Here is a 17,075-nt window from a genome sequence, read left to right as displayed (position 1 = left end):
GACCGGCTCAGGGGCGTACCGCCGCCACCAGCAGGCAGCCGAACTCGTCCACGCCCAGCATGTCGGACGGGCGGAACAGGTCCGGCAGGTTGGTCTGGCCCAGGGCCTCGGGGCGGTCCTCGCCCTCGGTCGGGCGGGACAGCTCCTGGAAGGTGCGCTGCTGGGTGTGCTCGGTGATGTCGAGGAGCCCGCGCAGCCGCAGGCCCGAGCGGTGCAGCAGGGCGACGTAGTCGTCGGCGTCGGCCAGCGTCACCATGAAGTTGCGGCAGAACTTCTCGATCGACGGGTGCAGCGTCTCCTTGCGCGGCGCCCGCTCGAAGACGTCGGTCAGCACCAGCCGGCCGCCCGGCTGCAGCACCCGCGCCGCCTCGGTGAGCACCTGCTGCCGGTCCGGCATGTGGATGATCGACTCCAGGGCCATCACGGCGTCGAACGAGGCGTCCTCGAAGGGGAGCTTCATCGCGTCGGCGTGCCGGAACACGGCCCGGTCGGCGAGCCCCGCCTCCTCGGCGAGCCGGTTGGCGGTCTTCACCTGCTCCTGGCTGATGCTGACCCCGGTGACCCTGGCCCCCGTCTCCCGTGCCACCCGCAGCCCGGGACCGCCGACCCCGCAGCCCAGATCGAGGACATGGGCGGAGTCGTCCACCAGCAGCCGCTCGATGAGTACGTCGGTGAGCCGGTCGACCGCCTCCTCCAGCGTGGCCGTGGAGTCCGGGGTGTCCCAGAACCCGATGTGGATGTTCGGGTTGAACGTGCCGTCGCCCAGCGCGGTGAGCGTGAGCCGGTCGTACAGCTTGCCGACGGCCTCCGGCTCGGGCAGGGCCTGTGTGGAGTCGGTCATGTGAGGGTCCTTTCGACAGCGGAACATGGTGGACAGCCGGGCGTGGTCGGTAAGAGCGGTGGATCAGAGAGCCGCGGTGGTCGGGTGGGCCGCGAACTCCCGCAGCGGGTTGAGGGCCTTCTCGCCGATACGGGCGCGCAGTTCGGGTGCGGTGACACCGAGGCCGGGCCTGGGGGCGAGGCAGAGCACACCGACCTTGCCGATGTGCCGGTTGAGCTGTACGAGCCGGGTCGCCTCGCCGACCTCGTCCAGCGGGAACAGGGAGGACAGCGCGGGCGCGACACCGCCGAGCGTGAACAGCCGGGCGCACTCGACCTGTTCCTGGAGGTTGGCGACATGACTGCCGATGACCCGCTTGAGCCGCATCCACAGATAGCGGTTGTCGAACTGGTGGACGTAGCCCGTGCTGGACCCGCAGGTGACGACCGTGCCGCCGCGCTTGACCACGAACACCGAGATGCCGAACGTCGACCGGCCCACGTGCTCGAAGACGATGTCGGGGTCCGCGCCCGTCGCCTCCCGGACGATCCGGCCGAGCCGCCGCCCGGCCTGGAGCGTCAGCTCGGGGTCGTCGCCCGCGTCGTCGCCGACGCCGATCTCCTGCCGGTTCACGACCACATGGCAGCCCAGCTTCCGGGCGGCCTCGACCTTCTCCTCCGAGCCGACCACGCCCACCGCGGTCCCGCCGCCGTTGCGGACGAGCTGGACCGCGTACGCGCCGAGCCCGCCGGAGGCGCCCCAGATCAGCACGGTGTCGCCCTGCTTCATCCGCGCCCCGCGGTCACTGACCAGCATGCGGTACGCGGTGCCCGCGCACGCCGGGACGGTCGCGGCCTCCTCCCACGTGAGGTGCGGCGGCTTCGGGATGAGCTGACTGGCCCGCGCGACCGCGTAGTGGGCGAGGCCGCCGAAGTTCGTCTCGTAGCCCCAGGCCAACTGGTGCTCGCCCAGCATGCCGTCCGCCTGGTTGGCGGCCTCCTGGTCGTCCACTCGTGCCGCGTTCACCAGCACGTGGTCGCCGAGCTGCCAGCGCCGTACGCCGGAGCCCATTCGGACGACGACACCGGCCGCGTCCGAACCGAGGACGTGGAACGGCTGGTCGTGCCGGGCCGCCCAGCCGCCCTCACGGCCGTAGGCGCGCAGGAAGCGGAAGGTGGACAGCGGCTCGAACTTCGCCGACCAGACGGTGTTGTAGTTCACCGAGCTGGCCATCACGGCGACCAGCACCTCGTCCGGGGCGAGTTCGGGCATCGGAACCTCACCCACCCGCAGCGTGCGGCGTACGTCCTTGTCCTCGGCGTCACCGAAGACCCCCTCGTCCTCGACGCGCAGGTGCGCGGCGGTGAAGTGCGAGGGCAGTGCGGCGCGTGCGAGGTCGTCGGGGGAGGCCCCGGACAGCACGGCGTCGGTCAACGACATGGTGGTTCACCTCTGTTCGGGGGAGCGTACGGGGGAGCTTGCGGCGGCGGATCCGAGTGCGGAGCCGGGTGTGGAGGGGGGAGCCGGCGGCAGCCACCAGTGGTGGGCTCCGGCGAACGCGTAGGTCGGCAGCGGGACCGGCCGTACGCCGGGCCCGCCGAAGGCCGCCTCCCGGTCCAGACGGACACCGGAGACGAAGGCGGCACCCAACTGACGGGCGAAGGAAGGCGACTTGGCATCGGGCGCGGCCGGCAACTCGATCACCACCGGGCCTGGTCCGGCCGGGCCGGGACTCACCGGGCCCGGTCCCGCCGAACTGGGTCCTGCCGGGCCCGGTCCCGTCGAGCCGGGTCCTGCCGAGCCGGGTCCTGCCGAGCCGGGTCCCGTCGAGCCGGGTCCCGTCGAGCCGGGTCCTGCCGAGCCGGGTCCCGTCGAGCCGGGTCCTGCCGAGCCGGGTCCTGCCGGGCCCGGTCCCGTCGAGCTGGGTCCTGCCGAGCCCGCTCCCGCTGAGCCCGCTCCCGCCCTGGCGGGTTCGGGCGGCGGTTCGTCGCCGCCCGTGAGCCCGGCGAGTGCCGCCTCCAGGGTGCGGTCGCCGCGCAGATGGGCGGCGGCCCAGCGCCCGGCCCGGCCCTCGCCCACCACGGTCGTGGGCCGGACCCCGCACGCCTGCCACAGCCAGGCGTGCGCCACGACCACGGCGAACCCGGCGAGCGCCGCGTCCTCGTCCGTGGCCCGCCCGTCCGCCGGACCGAGCAACTCCGCGAGCGACCGCCCGTCCGCGTACGGGGCCAGCGCCTCGTCGAGGTCGGCGACGGCGTCCCGGAAGGGGGTCCACTCCCACGGCAGGCTGCCGTGCGAGGGCAGGGCGTCGGCGGAGGGGGCCGCGCAGACGAGTACGGTCCGGCCGGTGCGCGCGAGCCCCGACTCCACCCACGGCGAGGTCTCCCCGCCGCCCACTCCGGGCTCCCCGTCGGCCAGCGCCCGCAGCCCCGCCAGGTACTGCCCCCGGTCGGCGCCGACCACGGCGGCCCGGTGCGTGAACGCGCTCCGCGTCACGGCCAGCGAGTACGCGATCTCCGCGTCGCACCACCGCCCCGGGTGCGCGTCGAGGTGACCGAGCAGCTTGCGGGCCTGCCTCCGCAGAGCGGCCGGATCCTTCGCGGACAGCAGCCACGGCAACGGCCGTACGTCACGGGCGGGTCCGGACCGCTCCCGAGACGGGGCCCCGGACCGCTCCCGAGCCGGACTCCCGGACCGGTTCCGAGCCGGGTTCCCGGACCGGTTCCGAGCCGGGTTCCCGGACCACTGCTGTGACGGGTTCCCGGGCCGTCCCCACGACGAGTCTTCGGGCCGTCCCCACGACGAGTCTTCGGACCGCCCCCACGACGAGTCGTGGGGCCGCCCCGACGACCAGTCCTCGGACCGCTCCCGCGACGGGCTCCCGGACCGCTCCCACGGCGGATGCGCGGGCCGTTCCAGGATCACGTGCCCGTTGGTGCCGCCCGCGCCGAGCGCCGTCACGGCGGCCCGCTCGGGCCGGCCCGTCCCCGGCCACGGCACGGACGCCGGAACGGGCCGCAGCACGCCGCCGGACCGTTCCACCGTCTCCAGCGGCGGTACGCAGTTCAGGGTCGCGGGCACGGTGCCGTGGCCGAGCGCGAGCACCGCCTTCATGACGCCCGCCATCCCGGCCGCCGACTGCGGATGCCCCATGTTGGACTTGACCGAGCCGAACAGCAGCGGGCGCTCAGGGTGCCGCTCCCGGCCGTAGACCGCGAGCATCGCCTCCGCCTCCATCGAGTCGCCCAGCGGGGTGCCCGTACCGTGCGCCTCCACGTAGTCGACGTCCGCGGCGGACAGCCCGGCGTCCGCCAGCGCCCGCTTCATCACCCGCCGCTGCCCCGGACCGTTGGGCACGGCCAGCCCGTTGCTGGTGCCGTTCTGGCCCACCGCGGAGCCGCGCACCACCGCCAGGACGGGATGCCCGTGCCGCTCGGCGTCCGACAGCCGCTCCAGCAGCAGCACCCCCGCGCCCTCGGCCCAGTTGCCGCCGTCGGCCTTCGCCGAGAACGGTTTCGTACGGCCGTCCTCCGCCAGCGCGCTGAACCTGCTGTGCTCCAGGAACACATCGGGTACGGCCATCACGGTGACCCCCGCCGCCAGCGCGAGCGAGCACTCGCCCGACAGCAGCGAACGGCGGGCCAGGTGCAGCGCGGACAGCGAGGAGGAACAAGCGGTGTCGACGGTCAGCGCGGGCCCGTGCAGCCCCAGGACGTAGGCGATACGACCGGACGCCGCGCTCGGCAGCGTGCCGACGGCGAGGAAGTCCGTACCCTCCTCGGGCCGTTCCCGTCCGCCGTCCGTCCCCGCGTACCCCTGCGGGGTCAGCCCCACGAAGACGCCCGTCGGCGAACCGGCCAGCGTCGACGGATCGATGCCGGCGCTCTCCACGGCCTCCCACGCCGTCTCCAGGAGCACCCGCTGCTGCGGGTCGGTCCCGGCGGCCTCCTCGGGCGTGTAACCGAAGAACTCCGCGTCGAACGACCCCGCGCCCGCGAGGAACCCGCCCTCGCGCACACTGCACCGGCCCGCGATCCCCGGCTCCGGGTCGTACAGGCCCGCCACGTCCCAGCCCCGGTCGGCGGGGAACGGGGACAGACAGTCCCGCTCCTCCGCCAGGGCCCGCCACAGTCCGTCCGGGGTGTCGATGCCCCCGGGCCAGCGGCAGCCCATACCGATGACCGCCACCGGGTCGTCGCCGCGCGCACGCTCTGCCTCGGCGAGCCGGTCGGAGAGTTCACCCACCTTCCGCCGCTCCTCCTGGAGCGCGGCGGTGGCCTTGCGCAGGTACTCCCGCAGCTTGGCCTCGTCGCTCATCGCGCCCCCTCCGTGCCGTCGGCGTCGATCAGCGCGAACAGCTCGTCGTCCGTCGCGTCCACCAGCTCCGTACCGCCCTCGAACGCCTCGACCGCCGCAGACTCGTCCGCCGACTCCTGCGCCGCGAACAGGTCGGCGAGGTGCTGCGCCAGCAGCGCGGGCGTCGGATGGTCGAAGGCCACGCTCACCGGCAGTTCGAGACCGGTCTCCGCGACCAGCCGCCGACGCAGGCTGACCGCCGTCAGGGACTCGAAGCCCAGCTCCTGGAAGGTGCGCTCGGACACGATCGGTTCCGGCGAGTCGTGCCCGAGCGCCACGGCGGCATGGACACGGACGTGCGCCAGCAACTCGTCGAACAGATCGTCCCCGGAGAGCCCGGAAAAGCGGTCCCGCGCCTCCGGGGCCGCGTCCGGTACGGCAACCGGGGCCGCGGGGACGGAGGCGCGGGCGGACACCGGGCTCGCCTCCAGCCAGTAGCGCTGGTGCTGGAAGGGATAGGTGGGGAGGGGGACGGGGCGGTCGGGGGTGTGTGTGGTCCAGGTGGGGGTGGTGCCGGTGACGTGGGCGTGGGCGAGGGCGGCGGTGAAGTCGGCGTGGGCGCCGTGGTCGCGGCGCAGCGTGAAGAGGGCCGTGGTGATGGGACTTTCCTCGATGGCGGGGGTGAGGACGGGGTGGGGGCTCATCTCGACGGTGGTGCGGTGGCCGGTGTCGACCAGGTGGGTCAGTGCTTCGTGGAAGAGGACGGGTCGGCGGAGGTTGGCGTACCAGTAGGTGGCGTCGAGTTCCGGGCCCTGGACGGGCAGTCCGGTCACGGTCGAGACCATGGGGATCGTGGCCGGTCGCGGGCGGACGGCGGCGAGAGCGGTGGTGATCTCCTGCTCGTATGCGTCGACCTGGGCGGAGTGGGAGGCGTAGTCGACGTGGATGCGACGCACGCGGGTGCCCTGTGCGGTAAGGACGGCGGTCAGTTCGTCCAGGGCTTCCGGGGTGCCGGATATGACGGTGGTGGTGGGTGAGTTGTGGGCGGCGATGGTGGCGTCGTGGCCTTCGAGCCATTGCTGTATCTGGTGGGCGGGGGCGTTGATGGTGGCCATGCCGCCGTGGCCGGAGAGGTGGCGCATGGCGGTGGAGCGGGTGGCGACGATGCGGGCGGCGTCTTGGAGGGTGAGGATGCCGGCGAGGTGGGCGGCGGCTATTTCGCCTTGGGAGTGGCCGATGACGGCGGCGGGTTGGATGCCGTGGGTGATCCAGAGGCGGGCGAGGCTGGTCATGACGGCGAAGAGGGCGGGTTGGACCTTGTCGACCCGTTCCAGCCAGTCCGTGTCCGTCCCGGTGAGGGTGTTGATGAGGGACCAGCCGGTGAGGGGGTCGAGGGCGTCGGCGCAGGCGTCCAGGGAGTGGTGGAAGTCGGGGTCGTCGGCGTAGAGGGCTTGGGCCATGCCGGCCCATTGGGAGCCCTGGCCGGGGAAGACGAAGATGGGTCCGCGGTTGGTGGTGGCGTGTCCGGTGATGACGTGGGGGGTGGGTCGGTCCTCGGCGAGGGCGTGCAGGCCGGTGAGGGCGTGGTCGCGGTCGGCGGCGAGTACGGCCGCGCGGTGGGGGAGTGAGGCCCGGGTGGTGGCCAGGGCGTGAGCCACGGTGGGCAGCGGGAGGTCGGGTTCCGACTCCAGGTGTTCCGCGAGGCGCCCGCCCAGCGCAGCCAGTGCCTCCGGGGAGGCGGCGGAGAGGAGCAGGGGCAGCCCGTGAGGGGTGTTTTCGGCCGCGGACTGCTCGGTGCCCTCCGGCTGTTCCAGGATGACGTGCGCGTTCGTGCCGCTGATGCCGAAGGAGGAGACCCCGGCACGGCGGGGTCGGCCCGTCTCCGGCCAGGGCAGGGCGCGGTCGAGGGGGCGGACGGCGCCCTCGCTCCAGTCGACCTGGGTGGTGGGGCGGCCGAGGTGGAGACTGCGGGGGAGGCGGCCCTCGCGCATGGCCCAGATCGTCTTGAGGATGCCCGCGACGCCCGCGGCGGCCTGGGTGTGGCCGATGTTGGTCTTCACCGAGCCGAGGTGCAGGGGCGTGGTGCGGTTCTGGCCGTAGGTGGCCAGGAGGGCCTGGGCCTCGATGGGGTCGCCGAGGCGGGTGCCGGTGCCGTGTGCTTCCACGAGGTCGACGTCGGCGGGGCCGAGGTGGGCGTTGTCGAGCGCGGTGCGGATGAGGCGGGCCTGGGAGCGGCCGTTGGGTGCGGTGAGGCCGTTGGAGGCGCCGTCCTGGTTGACGGCCGAGCCGCGGACGACGGCGAGGACGGGGTGGCCGTTGCGGCGGGCATCGGACAGCCGCTCCACGAGCAGTGTGCCCACGCCTTCGCTCCACGAGGAGCCGTCCGCCGCGTCGTCGAACGCCTTGATCCGGGCGTCGGGGGCCAGACCCCGCTGACGGGAGAACTCGACGAAGGACTCGACCGTCGACATGACGGTGGCGCCGCCCGCCACGGCCAGGTCGCATTCGCCGGAGCGCAGTGCCTGGACGGCCAGGTGCAGGGCGACCAGCGACGAGGAGCACGCGGTGTCGATGGTCAGCGCCGGGCCTTCCAGGCCGAAGACGTACGACAGGCGGCCGGAGGCGATGCTGCCCGCGGTGCCGGCGCCGATCATGCCCTCGAAACCCTCGGGCGCCGGGGTGAGCCGGGCGCCGTGGTCGTGGGAGAGGATGCCGATGTAGACGCCGGTGCGGGAGCCGGCGAGGCCGCGCGGGTCGAGGCCCGCGCGTTCGAACGTCTCCCAGGTGGTTTCCAGGAGCAGTCGCTGCTGCGGGTCCATCGACAGCGCCTCGCGGGGCGGGATGCCGAAGAGGGCGGCGTCGAAACCGGCCGCGTCCTGAAGGAAGCCGCCCTCCTTGACGTACATGTGGCCGACGGCGTCCGGGTCGGGGTCGTACAGCTCGTCGATGTCCCAGCCCCGGTCGGCGGGCATCGCCGTGATCAGGTCGCGCTCCTCCACGACCGCGCGCCACAGGTCCTCGGGCGAGTCGATGCCGCCGGGGAAGCGGCAGGCCGCGGAGACGATGGCGACGGGCTCCTGCCGCCCCGACTCCAGCTCCAGGAGCCGGGCACGGGCACGGTGCAGATCGGCCGTGACCCGCTTCAAGTACTCGATGATCCGTGTGTCTTCCACGCGGAACGCGTCCCTTTCTGCCGGAGGAGCGGGCGGCTCGGCAAGCCGCCCGGACCGACGCCGTCGGAGGCTTTTAGAAGCTGCCCATGTCGTCGATGAAGTCCAGGAGTTGGTCGACCGATGCGTCCTTCAGGCCGAGGTCGTCGGCCGGGTCGGCCGCCGGGCCGGACGCCGCCGGGGGCGCGTCGGCGCCGCTCCACCGGGTCACGAGGGAGTGCAGCCGCATGGTGATCTTGGCCCGCAGGGCCGGATCGGCCGTGTCGGCGCCGAGCAGGGCCAGTTCCAGGCGGTCCAGGTCGGTCAGGACCGGCGGCACGGCCTCGACCGGGGTGCCGAACAATTTCTCGTCGAGGAAGGCGGCGATGGCGCGCGGGGTGGGATGGTCGAAGGCGAGGGTGGCCGGGAGTTTCAGGCCGCTGAGGGCGGAGAGCCGGTTGCGCAGGTCCACCGCGGTCAGTGAGTCCAGGCCCAGTTCGCGGAAGGCGCGGGTGTCGTCGACCTGTTCGGCGGAGCCGTGCCCGAGGACGACGGCGACGGTGGTGCGGACGGCGGTCAGGAGCGCGGCGGCGCGTTCGGCGGGGCCGAGCGCGGCGAGCCGGTCGCGCAGGCCCGCCTGGTCGGCGGCGCCCGCGCGGCGCCGTCCCGCCCGTACCAGGCCGCGCAGCAGTGCGGGGAGCGTTCCGTCGCCCGCCTGGGCCCGCAGCGTGGGGAAGTCGAAGCGGGCGGCGACCAGGTGGGCGTCGGCGGAGCCGAGGGCCGTGTCCAGCAGGGCCATGCCCTGCTCGGCGGTCAGGGCGCGGGTGCCGGAGCGGGCCATCCGGCGGGCCAGGTCCTGCTCGGAGAGTCCGGCGCCCATTTCGGAGCGGTCCTGCCACAGGCCCCAGGAGACGGAGAGGCCGGGCAGGCCCGCGGCCCGCCGGTGCTCGGCGAGGGCGTCGAGGAACGCGTTCGCCGCACCGTAGTTGGCCTGTCCGGCGCCGCCGAAGGTGCCGGCCATCGAGGAGTACACGACGAACGCGGCCAGGTCGGCGTCCCGGGTGAGCCGGTGCAGGTGCCAGGCGGCGTCGGCCTTCGTCCGGAGCACGGTGTCGACGTGCTCCTCGGTGAGCGAGCCGAGCGCGCCGTCGGCGAGCACGCCGGCCAGGTGGAACACCCCGGTGAGCGGATGCCGTCCGGGGATCCCGGCCAGCAGCCGGGCCAGCGCCTCGGGGTCGGCCGCGTCGCAGGCGGTCACCGTGACCGTCGCGCCGGCCTCCGCCAGCTCCGCCCGCAGCCGCGCGGCGCCCGGCGCATCGGCTCCCCGGCGGCCGGTCAGCAGCAGGTGCCGTACGCCGTGCCGGGCCACCAGATGGCGGGCGAGGATGGAGCCGAGGGTGCCGGTGCCGCCGGTGATCAGGACCGTGCCCTCGGGGTCGAGGGGGCGGTGGACGGCCGGGCTGCCCTCGGAGGCGAGGGGCCGGTGGACGGCCGGGGCTGCGGCGGTCGCCCGCGCGAGCCGCGGCACGCGCAGTACCCCGTCGCGCAGCGCGAGTTGGTCCTCGCCCGAGCCGAGCGCCGCCGTCAGCACGACCGGCGGGACCGCCGCCGTGTCGCTGTCGAGCAGCACGAAGCGGTCCGGCTGCTCCTGCTGCGCCGAGCGGACCAGACCCCACAGCGGGGCGTGCGCGAGGTCGGTGTCCTGCGCGGTGTACGCGAGGTCGTCCCGCGTGTCGTACGAGGCGAACGCCGGACCGTCCGGCGTGTCGTGCGGGGCGTGCGCGAGGCCGCCGGGCGTGTCGTGCGCGGCGTCTCCTTGACGACCTGTCGTGACCGCCCGCCGGGTCAGAAACACCAGCCGCGCCTGCGCCCACCGCTCGTCCGCCGTCCACGCCCGGCACAGTTCCAGCGCGTCCAGCAGCACCCGGCGGTCGCCCGGCTCGCCGCCCGCGCCCGCCACCACCACCGCGTCCGGCACGGGAGCGCCCGCGTCCACGGCGGCGGCCAGCGCGGCCAGGTCGGGGTAGTGGTGGCGGGCGTCCACCTCGGCGGGCCACACCGCCGCGCACCGCTCGCCCAGGACCGCCCAGCGGACGGCGGCGGTCTCGGCGGGCGGCAGGGGCGTCCAGTCGAGGCGGAACAGCGCGTTCTCCGTCCCGGTGTGCGTCGCCGTCAGTTCGGCGGCGGCCATCGGGCGTACGGCGACGGACTCGGCGGTGAGCACCGGCTGCCCGGCGCCGTCGTACAGGTGGAAGGCGAAGGAGCCGTCGCCGAGCCGTACCACCCGCACGCGCAGCTCGGTGGCGCCCTGGGCGTGCAGGGTGACGTCGCTCCAGCTGAAGGCGAGCTGCCCGCTGTTCTCCGGACCGTCCAGGCTGCTGAGGACGACGACGTGCAGGGCCGCGTCCAGCAGGGCGGGGTGGATGCCGTACTGCGCGGCGTCCTTCGCCTCCGGCTGCGGCAGGCGTACCTCGGCGAACAGTTCGTCGCCGTGGCGCCAGGCGGCGGTCAGGCCGCGGAAGGCGGGACCGTACTCGATGCCGGCGGCGGCGATGCGCTCGTAGGCGTCGTCGGCGGGGAGGGGATCGGCGTCGCGCGGCGGCCAGACGGCGAGGGGTCCGGGGTCCGTTCCGGCGGGGGCCAGGAAGCCTTCGGCGTGCTGGGTCCAGGGGGACTCCTCGTCGGCGTCGGGGCGTGCGTGGACGCGTACCGCGCGCCGCCCCGCGCCGTCCGGCGCGTCGACCGTCACCTGGACGACCGTCGCGCCGCTCGCCGGGATTACCAGCGGCTGCTGGAGCGCCAGGTCCTCCACGGCGCCGCAGCCGACCGTGTCGCCCGCCCGCACCGCCAGTTCCAGGAAGGCCGCGCCCGGCAGGAGCGCCGTCCCGGCCACCGCGTGGTCGTCCAGCCAGGGCAGTGAGCGGCGGACCAGGCGGCCGGTCAGGACGGCGCCGCCGTCCGCGAGTGAGACGCTCGCGTCGGCCAGCGGGTGCCCGGTGCCGCGCACCCCCGCGCCCACCGGCCCGTTCACCGGCGTCAGCCAGTAGTTCTCCCGCTGGAAGGCGTACGTCGGCAGGTCCACGCGGCGCGCGCCGACCCCGTCGAAGACGGCCGCCGCCCAGTCCACGTGCACCCCGTGCGCCCACGCGTCGGCCAGCGCCCGCGCGGTGCGCTCCGGGCCGCCGTCGTCGCGGCGCAGGGTGCCCAGGGCGGCCACCCGCACGTCCTGCGACGCGGCGATGTCGGTGACCCCGCCGAGCAGCAGCGGGTGCGGGCTCATCTCCAGGAACACCCGGTGCCCCCGGTCCAGCAGATGCCGTACGGCCGCCTCGAACTGCACGGGTTCGCGCGCGTTGCGGTACCAGTACCCGGCGGACATCGACGCGGTGTCCAGCAGTTCCCCGGTGACGGTCGAGCACAGCGGGACCGTGCCCTCGTGCGGCGTCAACTCGGCCAGAGAGTTGAGGAGTTGGTCGCGCAGTCGCTCCATCTGCGGGGCGTGGCCCGGTGCCACGGCGCCGCGCACCCGGCGCACCTGCGCGCCCTCCGCCTCGGCCACCGCCAGGAACTCCTCCAGGGCCGTCACGTCGCCGGTGACCACCACCGACTCCGGCCCGTTGATCACACCGACGCTCAGCTCCTTCTCCCACGGGCGCAGCCGCTCGGCCACCCAGTCACGGGACTTGGACACCCCGGCCATCGCGCCCAGGCCCACCACGTCCACGATCAGCCGGCTGCGCAGCGCCACCACGCGGGCCGCGTCCGCCAGCGACAGGGCGCCCGCCACATGCGCGGCGGCGATCTCGCCCTGCGAGTGGCCCACGACGGCCGCCGGGCGCACCCCGGCCGCCTGCCAGGTGCGGGCGAGGGAGACCATCACGGAGAACAGCACCGGCTGCACCACGTCGAGACGGTCGAGGGACGGCGCGTCCGGCGCCCCGGCCATCGCGCCGGTCACCGACCAGCCGACCAGGTCGGCGAAGACCCGCTCGCAGTCGGCGAAGGTGTCCCGGAAGACGTCCGAACGCTCCAGCAGCTCCGACGCCATGCCCACCCACTGCGAGCCCTGCCCGGGGAAGACGAACACCGCCTCCGATCCGGTGGGCGCCCCGGTGACCACCTGCGGCGACTCCTCGCCCGCCGCCAGCGCCCGGAGTCCGGCGAGCGCGTCGTCCACGCCGGAGGAGAGCACCACCGCCCGGTGGGCGAGCGCCGTGCGCGTGGTCGCCAGCGACCAGGCGGCATCAGCCGGCTCCGGGGCGTCGGCGCGCTCCAGCAGTCCGGCCAGCCGGGCCGCCTGGCCGCGCAGCGCCGCCGGGGTGTGCCCGGACAGCACCAGCGGGGTGACCGGCAGCGGCAGCCGCTCCTCGTCCGCCACGGGTACGGGCGGGGCCTGTTCGAGGATCACGTGCGCGTTGGTGCCGCTCGCGCCGAACGCCGACACGCCCGCCCGGCGCGGCCGGTCCACCGCCGGCCACACCTCGGCCTCGGTCAGCAGCCGCACCGCGCCCCGCGACCAGTCGATCCGCGTCGAGGGCTCGTCCACGTGCAGCGACCGGGGCAGCAGCCCGTGGCGCAGCGCCATCACGGTCTTGATGACCCCGGCGACGCCCGCCGCGCCCTGCGTGTGCCCGATGTTCGACTTGATCGAGCCGAGCCGCAGCGGCTGCCCGCCGTCGCGGTCCCGGCCGTACGTCGCCATCAGGGCGTGCGCCTCGATGGGGTCGCCGAGCCGGGTGCCGGTGCCGTGCGCCTCGACGGCGTCCACGTCGGCCGGGGCGAGCCCGGCGTCGGCGAGCGCCTCGCGGATGACGCGCTGCTGGGCGGTGCCGTTGGGCGCGGTCAGCCCGTTGGAGGCGCCGTCCTGGTTGATCGCCGTACCGCGGACCACGGCCAGCACCCGGTGTCCGTTGCGCACCGCGTCCGACAGCCGCTCCACCAGGAGCATGCCCACTCCCTCCGACCACATCGTGCCGTCGGCCGCCTCCGCGAAGGACTTGCTGCGCGCGTCGGGCGCCATCAGCCCCTGCCCGGAGAACCCGACGAACGCGCCCGGCGAGGCCATCACCGTCGCGGCCCCGGCCAGCGCCATGTCGCACTCGCCCGCGCGCAGCGCCCCCACCGCCTGGTGCAGCGCGACCAGCGCCGACGAGCACGCCGTGTCCACGGTGACCGCCGGGCCCTCGAAGCCGAAGGTGTAGGAGATGCGCCCGGTGGCGATGGACCCGCCGATGCCGGTCGCGAAGTACGGCACCAGGTCGTCCGGCATCCGCTCGGGGCCCGGCAGGTAGTCGTGGCCGACCAGGCCCGCGAAGACGCCGGTGCGGCTGCCGCGCAGCGCGCCCGGGTCCACACCGGCCCGCTCCATCGCCTCCCAGGCCGTCTCCAGGAGCAGCCGGTGCTGCGGGTCCATGGCCAGCGCCTCGCGCGGGGAGATCCCGAAGAACGCCGGGTCGAACTCGCCCGCGTCGTGCAGGAACCCGCTCTCCCGCGCCTCCGTCGACGTACCCCGGTCGCCGTCCGGGCTGAACAGCGCCTCCAGGTCCCAGCCCCGGTTGTCGGGGAAGGCGCCGAGCACGTCGCGTTCGTCGGCCACCACCCGCCACAGGTCCTCGGGGCTCGTCACTCCGCCGGGGAAGCGGCAGCCCATGCCGATGATCGCGACGGGCTCGTCGCAGGCGCCGCGCCGGACCGGGTCCGGACCGGCCGCCGGTACGGCCTCGCCCCGGCGCTCCTGGTCCAGGTGGGCGGCGAGCGCCTGCGGGGTGGGGTGGTCGAAGACGGCCGACGCGGGCACGGCCAGGTCCGTCGCCGCGCGCAGTTCGGCGCACAGCTCGACGGCGCCGACGGAGGTCACGCCCAGTTCGGAGAAGGGACGGTCGGCGGCGACGGCCTCCTTCGAGGGGTGGCCGAGGACGGCGGCGGTGGCGGAGCGGACGAGCTCCAGCGTCTTTGCCGGGGCCACCGGGCGGGCGGCCGGGGCGGGGGCGGCCGGCCCGGCGGGGGAGGCGGCTCCGTCGAAGGCGCGGCCCGCCGTGATCCAGTACCGCTCGTGCTCGAAGGCGTACGTCGGCAGCGGCGCGCGCTTCGCGCCCGTACCGGCGAACACCGCGCTCCAGTCGACGTCCACCCCGGCCGCGTACGCCTGGCCGAGCCCGGTGAGCAGGGACCGTACCTCGGGGCGGCCCTCGCGCAGGGTCGGGGCGAGGACGGACGCCGCGCGGTCGGCCAGGCAGTCCGCCGCCATCGACGCGAGCACCCCGTCCGGGCCCAGCTCCAGGAAGACCCGCCCGCCGTCGGCCTCGGCGGCGCGTACCGCGTCGAGGAAGCGGACCGGTTCACGCAGGTGCCGCACCCAGTACTCGGGGTCGGTGACCTCGCCGGGCCCGACGAGGGCGCCGGTGAGCGCGGAGACCAGCGGGATGCGCGGCTCGTGGTAGGTCATCCGGGCGGCGACCTCGCGGAACTGAGCCATGGCCGGTTCCATCAGCGCCGAGTGGAAGGCGTGACTGACCGTCAGGGCGCGGGTCTTGTGCCCGCGCCCGGCGAGCGCACGGGCCACCGCGCCGGTCGCCTCCGCCTCGCCCGACAGCACGACGGACTCGGGGCCGTTGACGGCGGCGATGCCGACGCCGGGTGTCAGCAGCGCGGCCACCTCGGCCTCGCCCGCCCGCACCGAGATCATCACCCCGCCCGCGGGCAGCCGGTCCATGACCCGGCCGCGCGCGGCGACCAGCGCGCACGCGTCGGCCAGGGACAGCACCCCGGCCACGTGCGCGGCGGTCAGCTCACCGATCGAGTGCCCGATCAGCCGCTCCGGTACGACGCCCCAGGACTGAACGAGCCGGAACAGCGCCGTCTCGACGGCGAACAGCGCGGGCTGGGTGAACGCCGTGCGGTCCAAGGCCGCCGGGTCACCGGACAGCACGGCGCGCAACGGGTGGTCGAGCAGCGGGTCGAGGTGCGCGCACACCTCGTCCAGGGCCGCCGCGAACACGGGGAACGCGTCGGCCAGTTCGCCCGCCATGCCCGCGTACTGCGCGCCCTGGCCGGTGAACAGGAGCGTAGGCGAGGGCCGTTCGCCCGCCTCGCCGCGTACGACGCCCGCGCCCGGTGTGCCGTCGGCGAGGGCGCCGAGGCCGGCGAGCAGTTCGTCGCCGTCCGCCGCGACGACCACCGCGCGGTGCCGCAGCCGGGCCCGGGTGGTGGCCGCCGACCACGCCAGGTCCAGCGGGCGCAGCCCGGGGTGCGCGCGCACGTGCGCGGCCAGCCGGGCCGCCTGCCCGCGCAGGGCGGCGGGGGTACGGGCGGAGAGCAGCCAGGGGAGGGCGGCGGGGGCCTCGCTCTGGGCGGGGGCCGGGTCGGTCACGGGTTCCCGGCCGGCCTCCTCCAGCACCACGTGCGCGTTGGTCCCGCTGATCCCGAAGGACGACACCGCCGCCCGGCGCGGCCGGTCCGCGCGCGGCCACGGCCGCTCGTCGTGCAGCAGCCGGACACCGGCCGTGTCCCAGTCCACGTGGGTGGTCGGCGGGTCCGCGTGCAGGGTGCGGGGGAGCACGCCGTGCCGCAGGGCGAGGACGGACTTGATGACGCCGGCGACCCCGGCGGCGGCCTGGGTGTGACCCAGGTTGGACTTGACCGAGCCGAGCCACAGCGGCCGCTCCGCGTCACGTCCCTGCCCGTACGTGGCGAGCAGCGCGTCGGCCTCGATGGGGTCGCCGAGCCGGGTGCCGGTGCCGTGCGCCTCGACGGCGTCCACGTCGGCCGGGGCCAGGCCCGCGTCCTTCAGGGCCGCCCGGATCACCCGCTGCTGGGCGGTGCCGCTGGGCGCGGTCAGGCCGTTGGAGGCGCCGTCCTGGTTGACGGCCGAGCCGCGCACCACCGCGAGCACCCGGTGCCCGTTGCGCCGGGCGTCCGAAAGCCGCTCCAGGAGCAGCAGGCCCACACCCTCCGACACGGCGGTGCCGTCGGCCGCCTCCGAGAACGTCTTGCAGCGGCCGTCCGGCGCGAGCCCCCGCTGCCGGGAGAACTCCACCAGCGTCCACGGGGTCGACATCACCGTGGCGCCGCCCGCGAGCGCCAGGTCGCACTCGCCGCCGCGCAGCGCCCGCACCGCCTGGTGCAGCGCGACCAGGGACGCCGAGCACGCGGTGTCCACGGTGACCGCGGGACCCTCCAGACCGAGGGTGTAGGCGAGCCGCCCGGACAGCACGCTCTGGGTGGAGCCGGTGCCGAGGTAGCCGCCGAGGTCGGCGACGCCGTCCATCATGGGCGGCACGTAGTCCTGGCCGTTGGTGCCCACGAACACGCCGGTGCCGCTGCCGCGCAGCGTGACGGGGTCGACCGCCGCGTCCTCCAGCGTCTCCCAGGCGACTTCCAGCAGCAGCCGCTGCTGCGGGTCCATGGCGAGGGCCTCGCGCGGCGAGATCTCGAAGAAGCCCGCGTCGAAGTCGCCCGCCGTGGCGAGGAACCCGCCCTCGCGCACGTACGCCGTGCCGGGCGCCGCCGGGTCCGCGTCGTACAGGGACTCCAGCTGCCAGCCGCGGTCGGCGGGCAGCGGGCCGATCGCGTCACCGCCCTCGGACAGCAGCCGCCACAGGTCGCCGGGGGAGGCGACGTCCCCGGGGAAGCGGCAGCCCATGCCGACGATCGCGACCGGCTCGGACCGCTCGGCCTCCAGCCGCGCCATCTCCCGCTTGGTGGCGTCGAGTTCGTTCGCCATCCACTTCAGGGTCTCGAGGACCTTGTCGCCGCCGGCCGCCGGGGCGCTGTCGCTGCTCGTCACTGCACGCATCTCCTGTGCTGCCTGG

The 17,075-nt window shown here is 75.1% G+C and carries 4 protein-coding genes and 1 pseudogene; all 5 read right to left on the bottom strand.

Annotated features, from left to right (window positions below; genetic code table 11):
- Positions 1-7: 7 nt before the first annotated feature.
- The 5 genes and pseudogenes from ACFV6E_RS17415 to ACFV6E_RS17395 all read right to left on the bottom strand — a co-directional run bounded on the left by ACFV6E_RS17415 (position 8) and on the right by ACFV6E_RS17395 (position 17,050).
- The gene (locus ACFV6E_RS17415; protein ID WP_385462498.1) at positions 8-841 is read right to left on the bottom strand and encodes an SAM-dependent methyltransferase; all 834 of its coding nucleotides are present in this window, start codon (positions 839-841) and stop codon (positions 8-10) included.
- 63 nt (positions 842-904) lie between these two features.
- On the bottom strand, positions 905-2,260 hold the full coding sequence (gene ccrA, locus ACFV6E_RS17410; protein ID WP_385462495.1) for a crotonyl-CoA carboxylase/reductase: 1,356 nt from the start codon (positions 2,258-2,260) through the stop codon (positions 905-907).
- Positions 2,261-2,266: 6 nt separating this feature from the next.
- Positions 2,267-5,137 carry a beta-ketoacyl synthase N-terminal-like domain-containing protein gene (locus tag ACFV6E_RS17405; RefSeq protein ID WP_385462492.1) on the bottom strand — a complete coding sequence of 957 codons (2,871 nt, stop codon included), beginning with the start codon at positions 5,135-5,137 and terminating at the stop codon, positions 2,267-2,269.
- A pseudogene (locus ACFV6E_RS17400) lies at positions 5,134-8,250 on the bottom strand (type I polyketide synthase); the annotation flags it as partial. The gene ACFV6E_RS17405 and the pseudogene ACFV6E_RS17400, both read right to left, overlap by 4 nt.
- 112 nt (positions 8,251-8,362) lie before the next feature.
- Positions 8,363-17,050 (bottom strand): type I polyketide synthase, encoded by an 8,688-nt coding sequence (locus ACFV6E_RS17395; protein WP_385462489.1) that lies wholly within the window; start codon positions 17,048-17,050, stop codon positions 8,363-8,365.
- Positions 17,051-17,075: the final 25 nt, after the last annotated feature.

Origin of the sequence: Streptomyces sp. NPDC059785 (genome assembly GCF_042732375.1) — a bacterium.
Taxonomy (GTDB): domain Bacteria; phylum Actinomycetota; class Actinomycetes; order Streptomycetales; family Streptomycetaceae; genus Streptomyces.
This window is presented reverse-complemented; position numbering and strand designations above follow the sequence as displayed.

Coding starts and splice junctions, on each gene's coding strand:
- ACFV6E_RS17415 (WP_385462498.1), bottom strand. CDS start 841: ATGACCGACTCCACACAGGCCCTGCCCGAGCCGGAGGCCGTCGGCAAG.
- ccrA (WP_385462495.1), bottom strand. CDS start 2,260: ATGTCGTTGACCGACGCCGTGCTGTCCGGGGCCTCCCCCGACGACCTC.
- ACFV6E_RS17405 (WP_385462492.1), bottom strand. CDS start 5,137: ATGAGCGACGAGGCCAAGCTGCGGGAGTACCTGCGCAAGGCCACCGCC.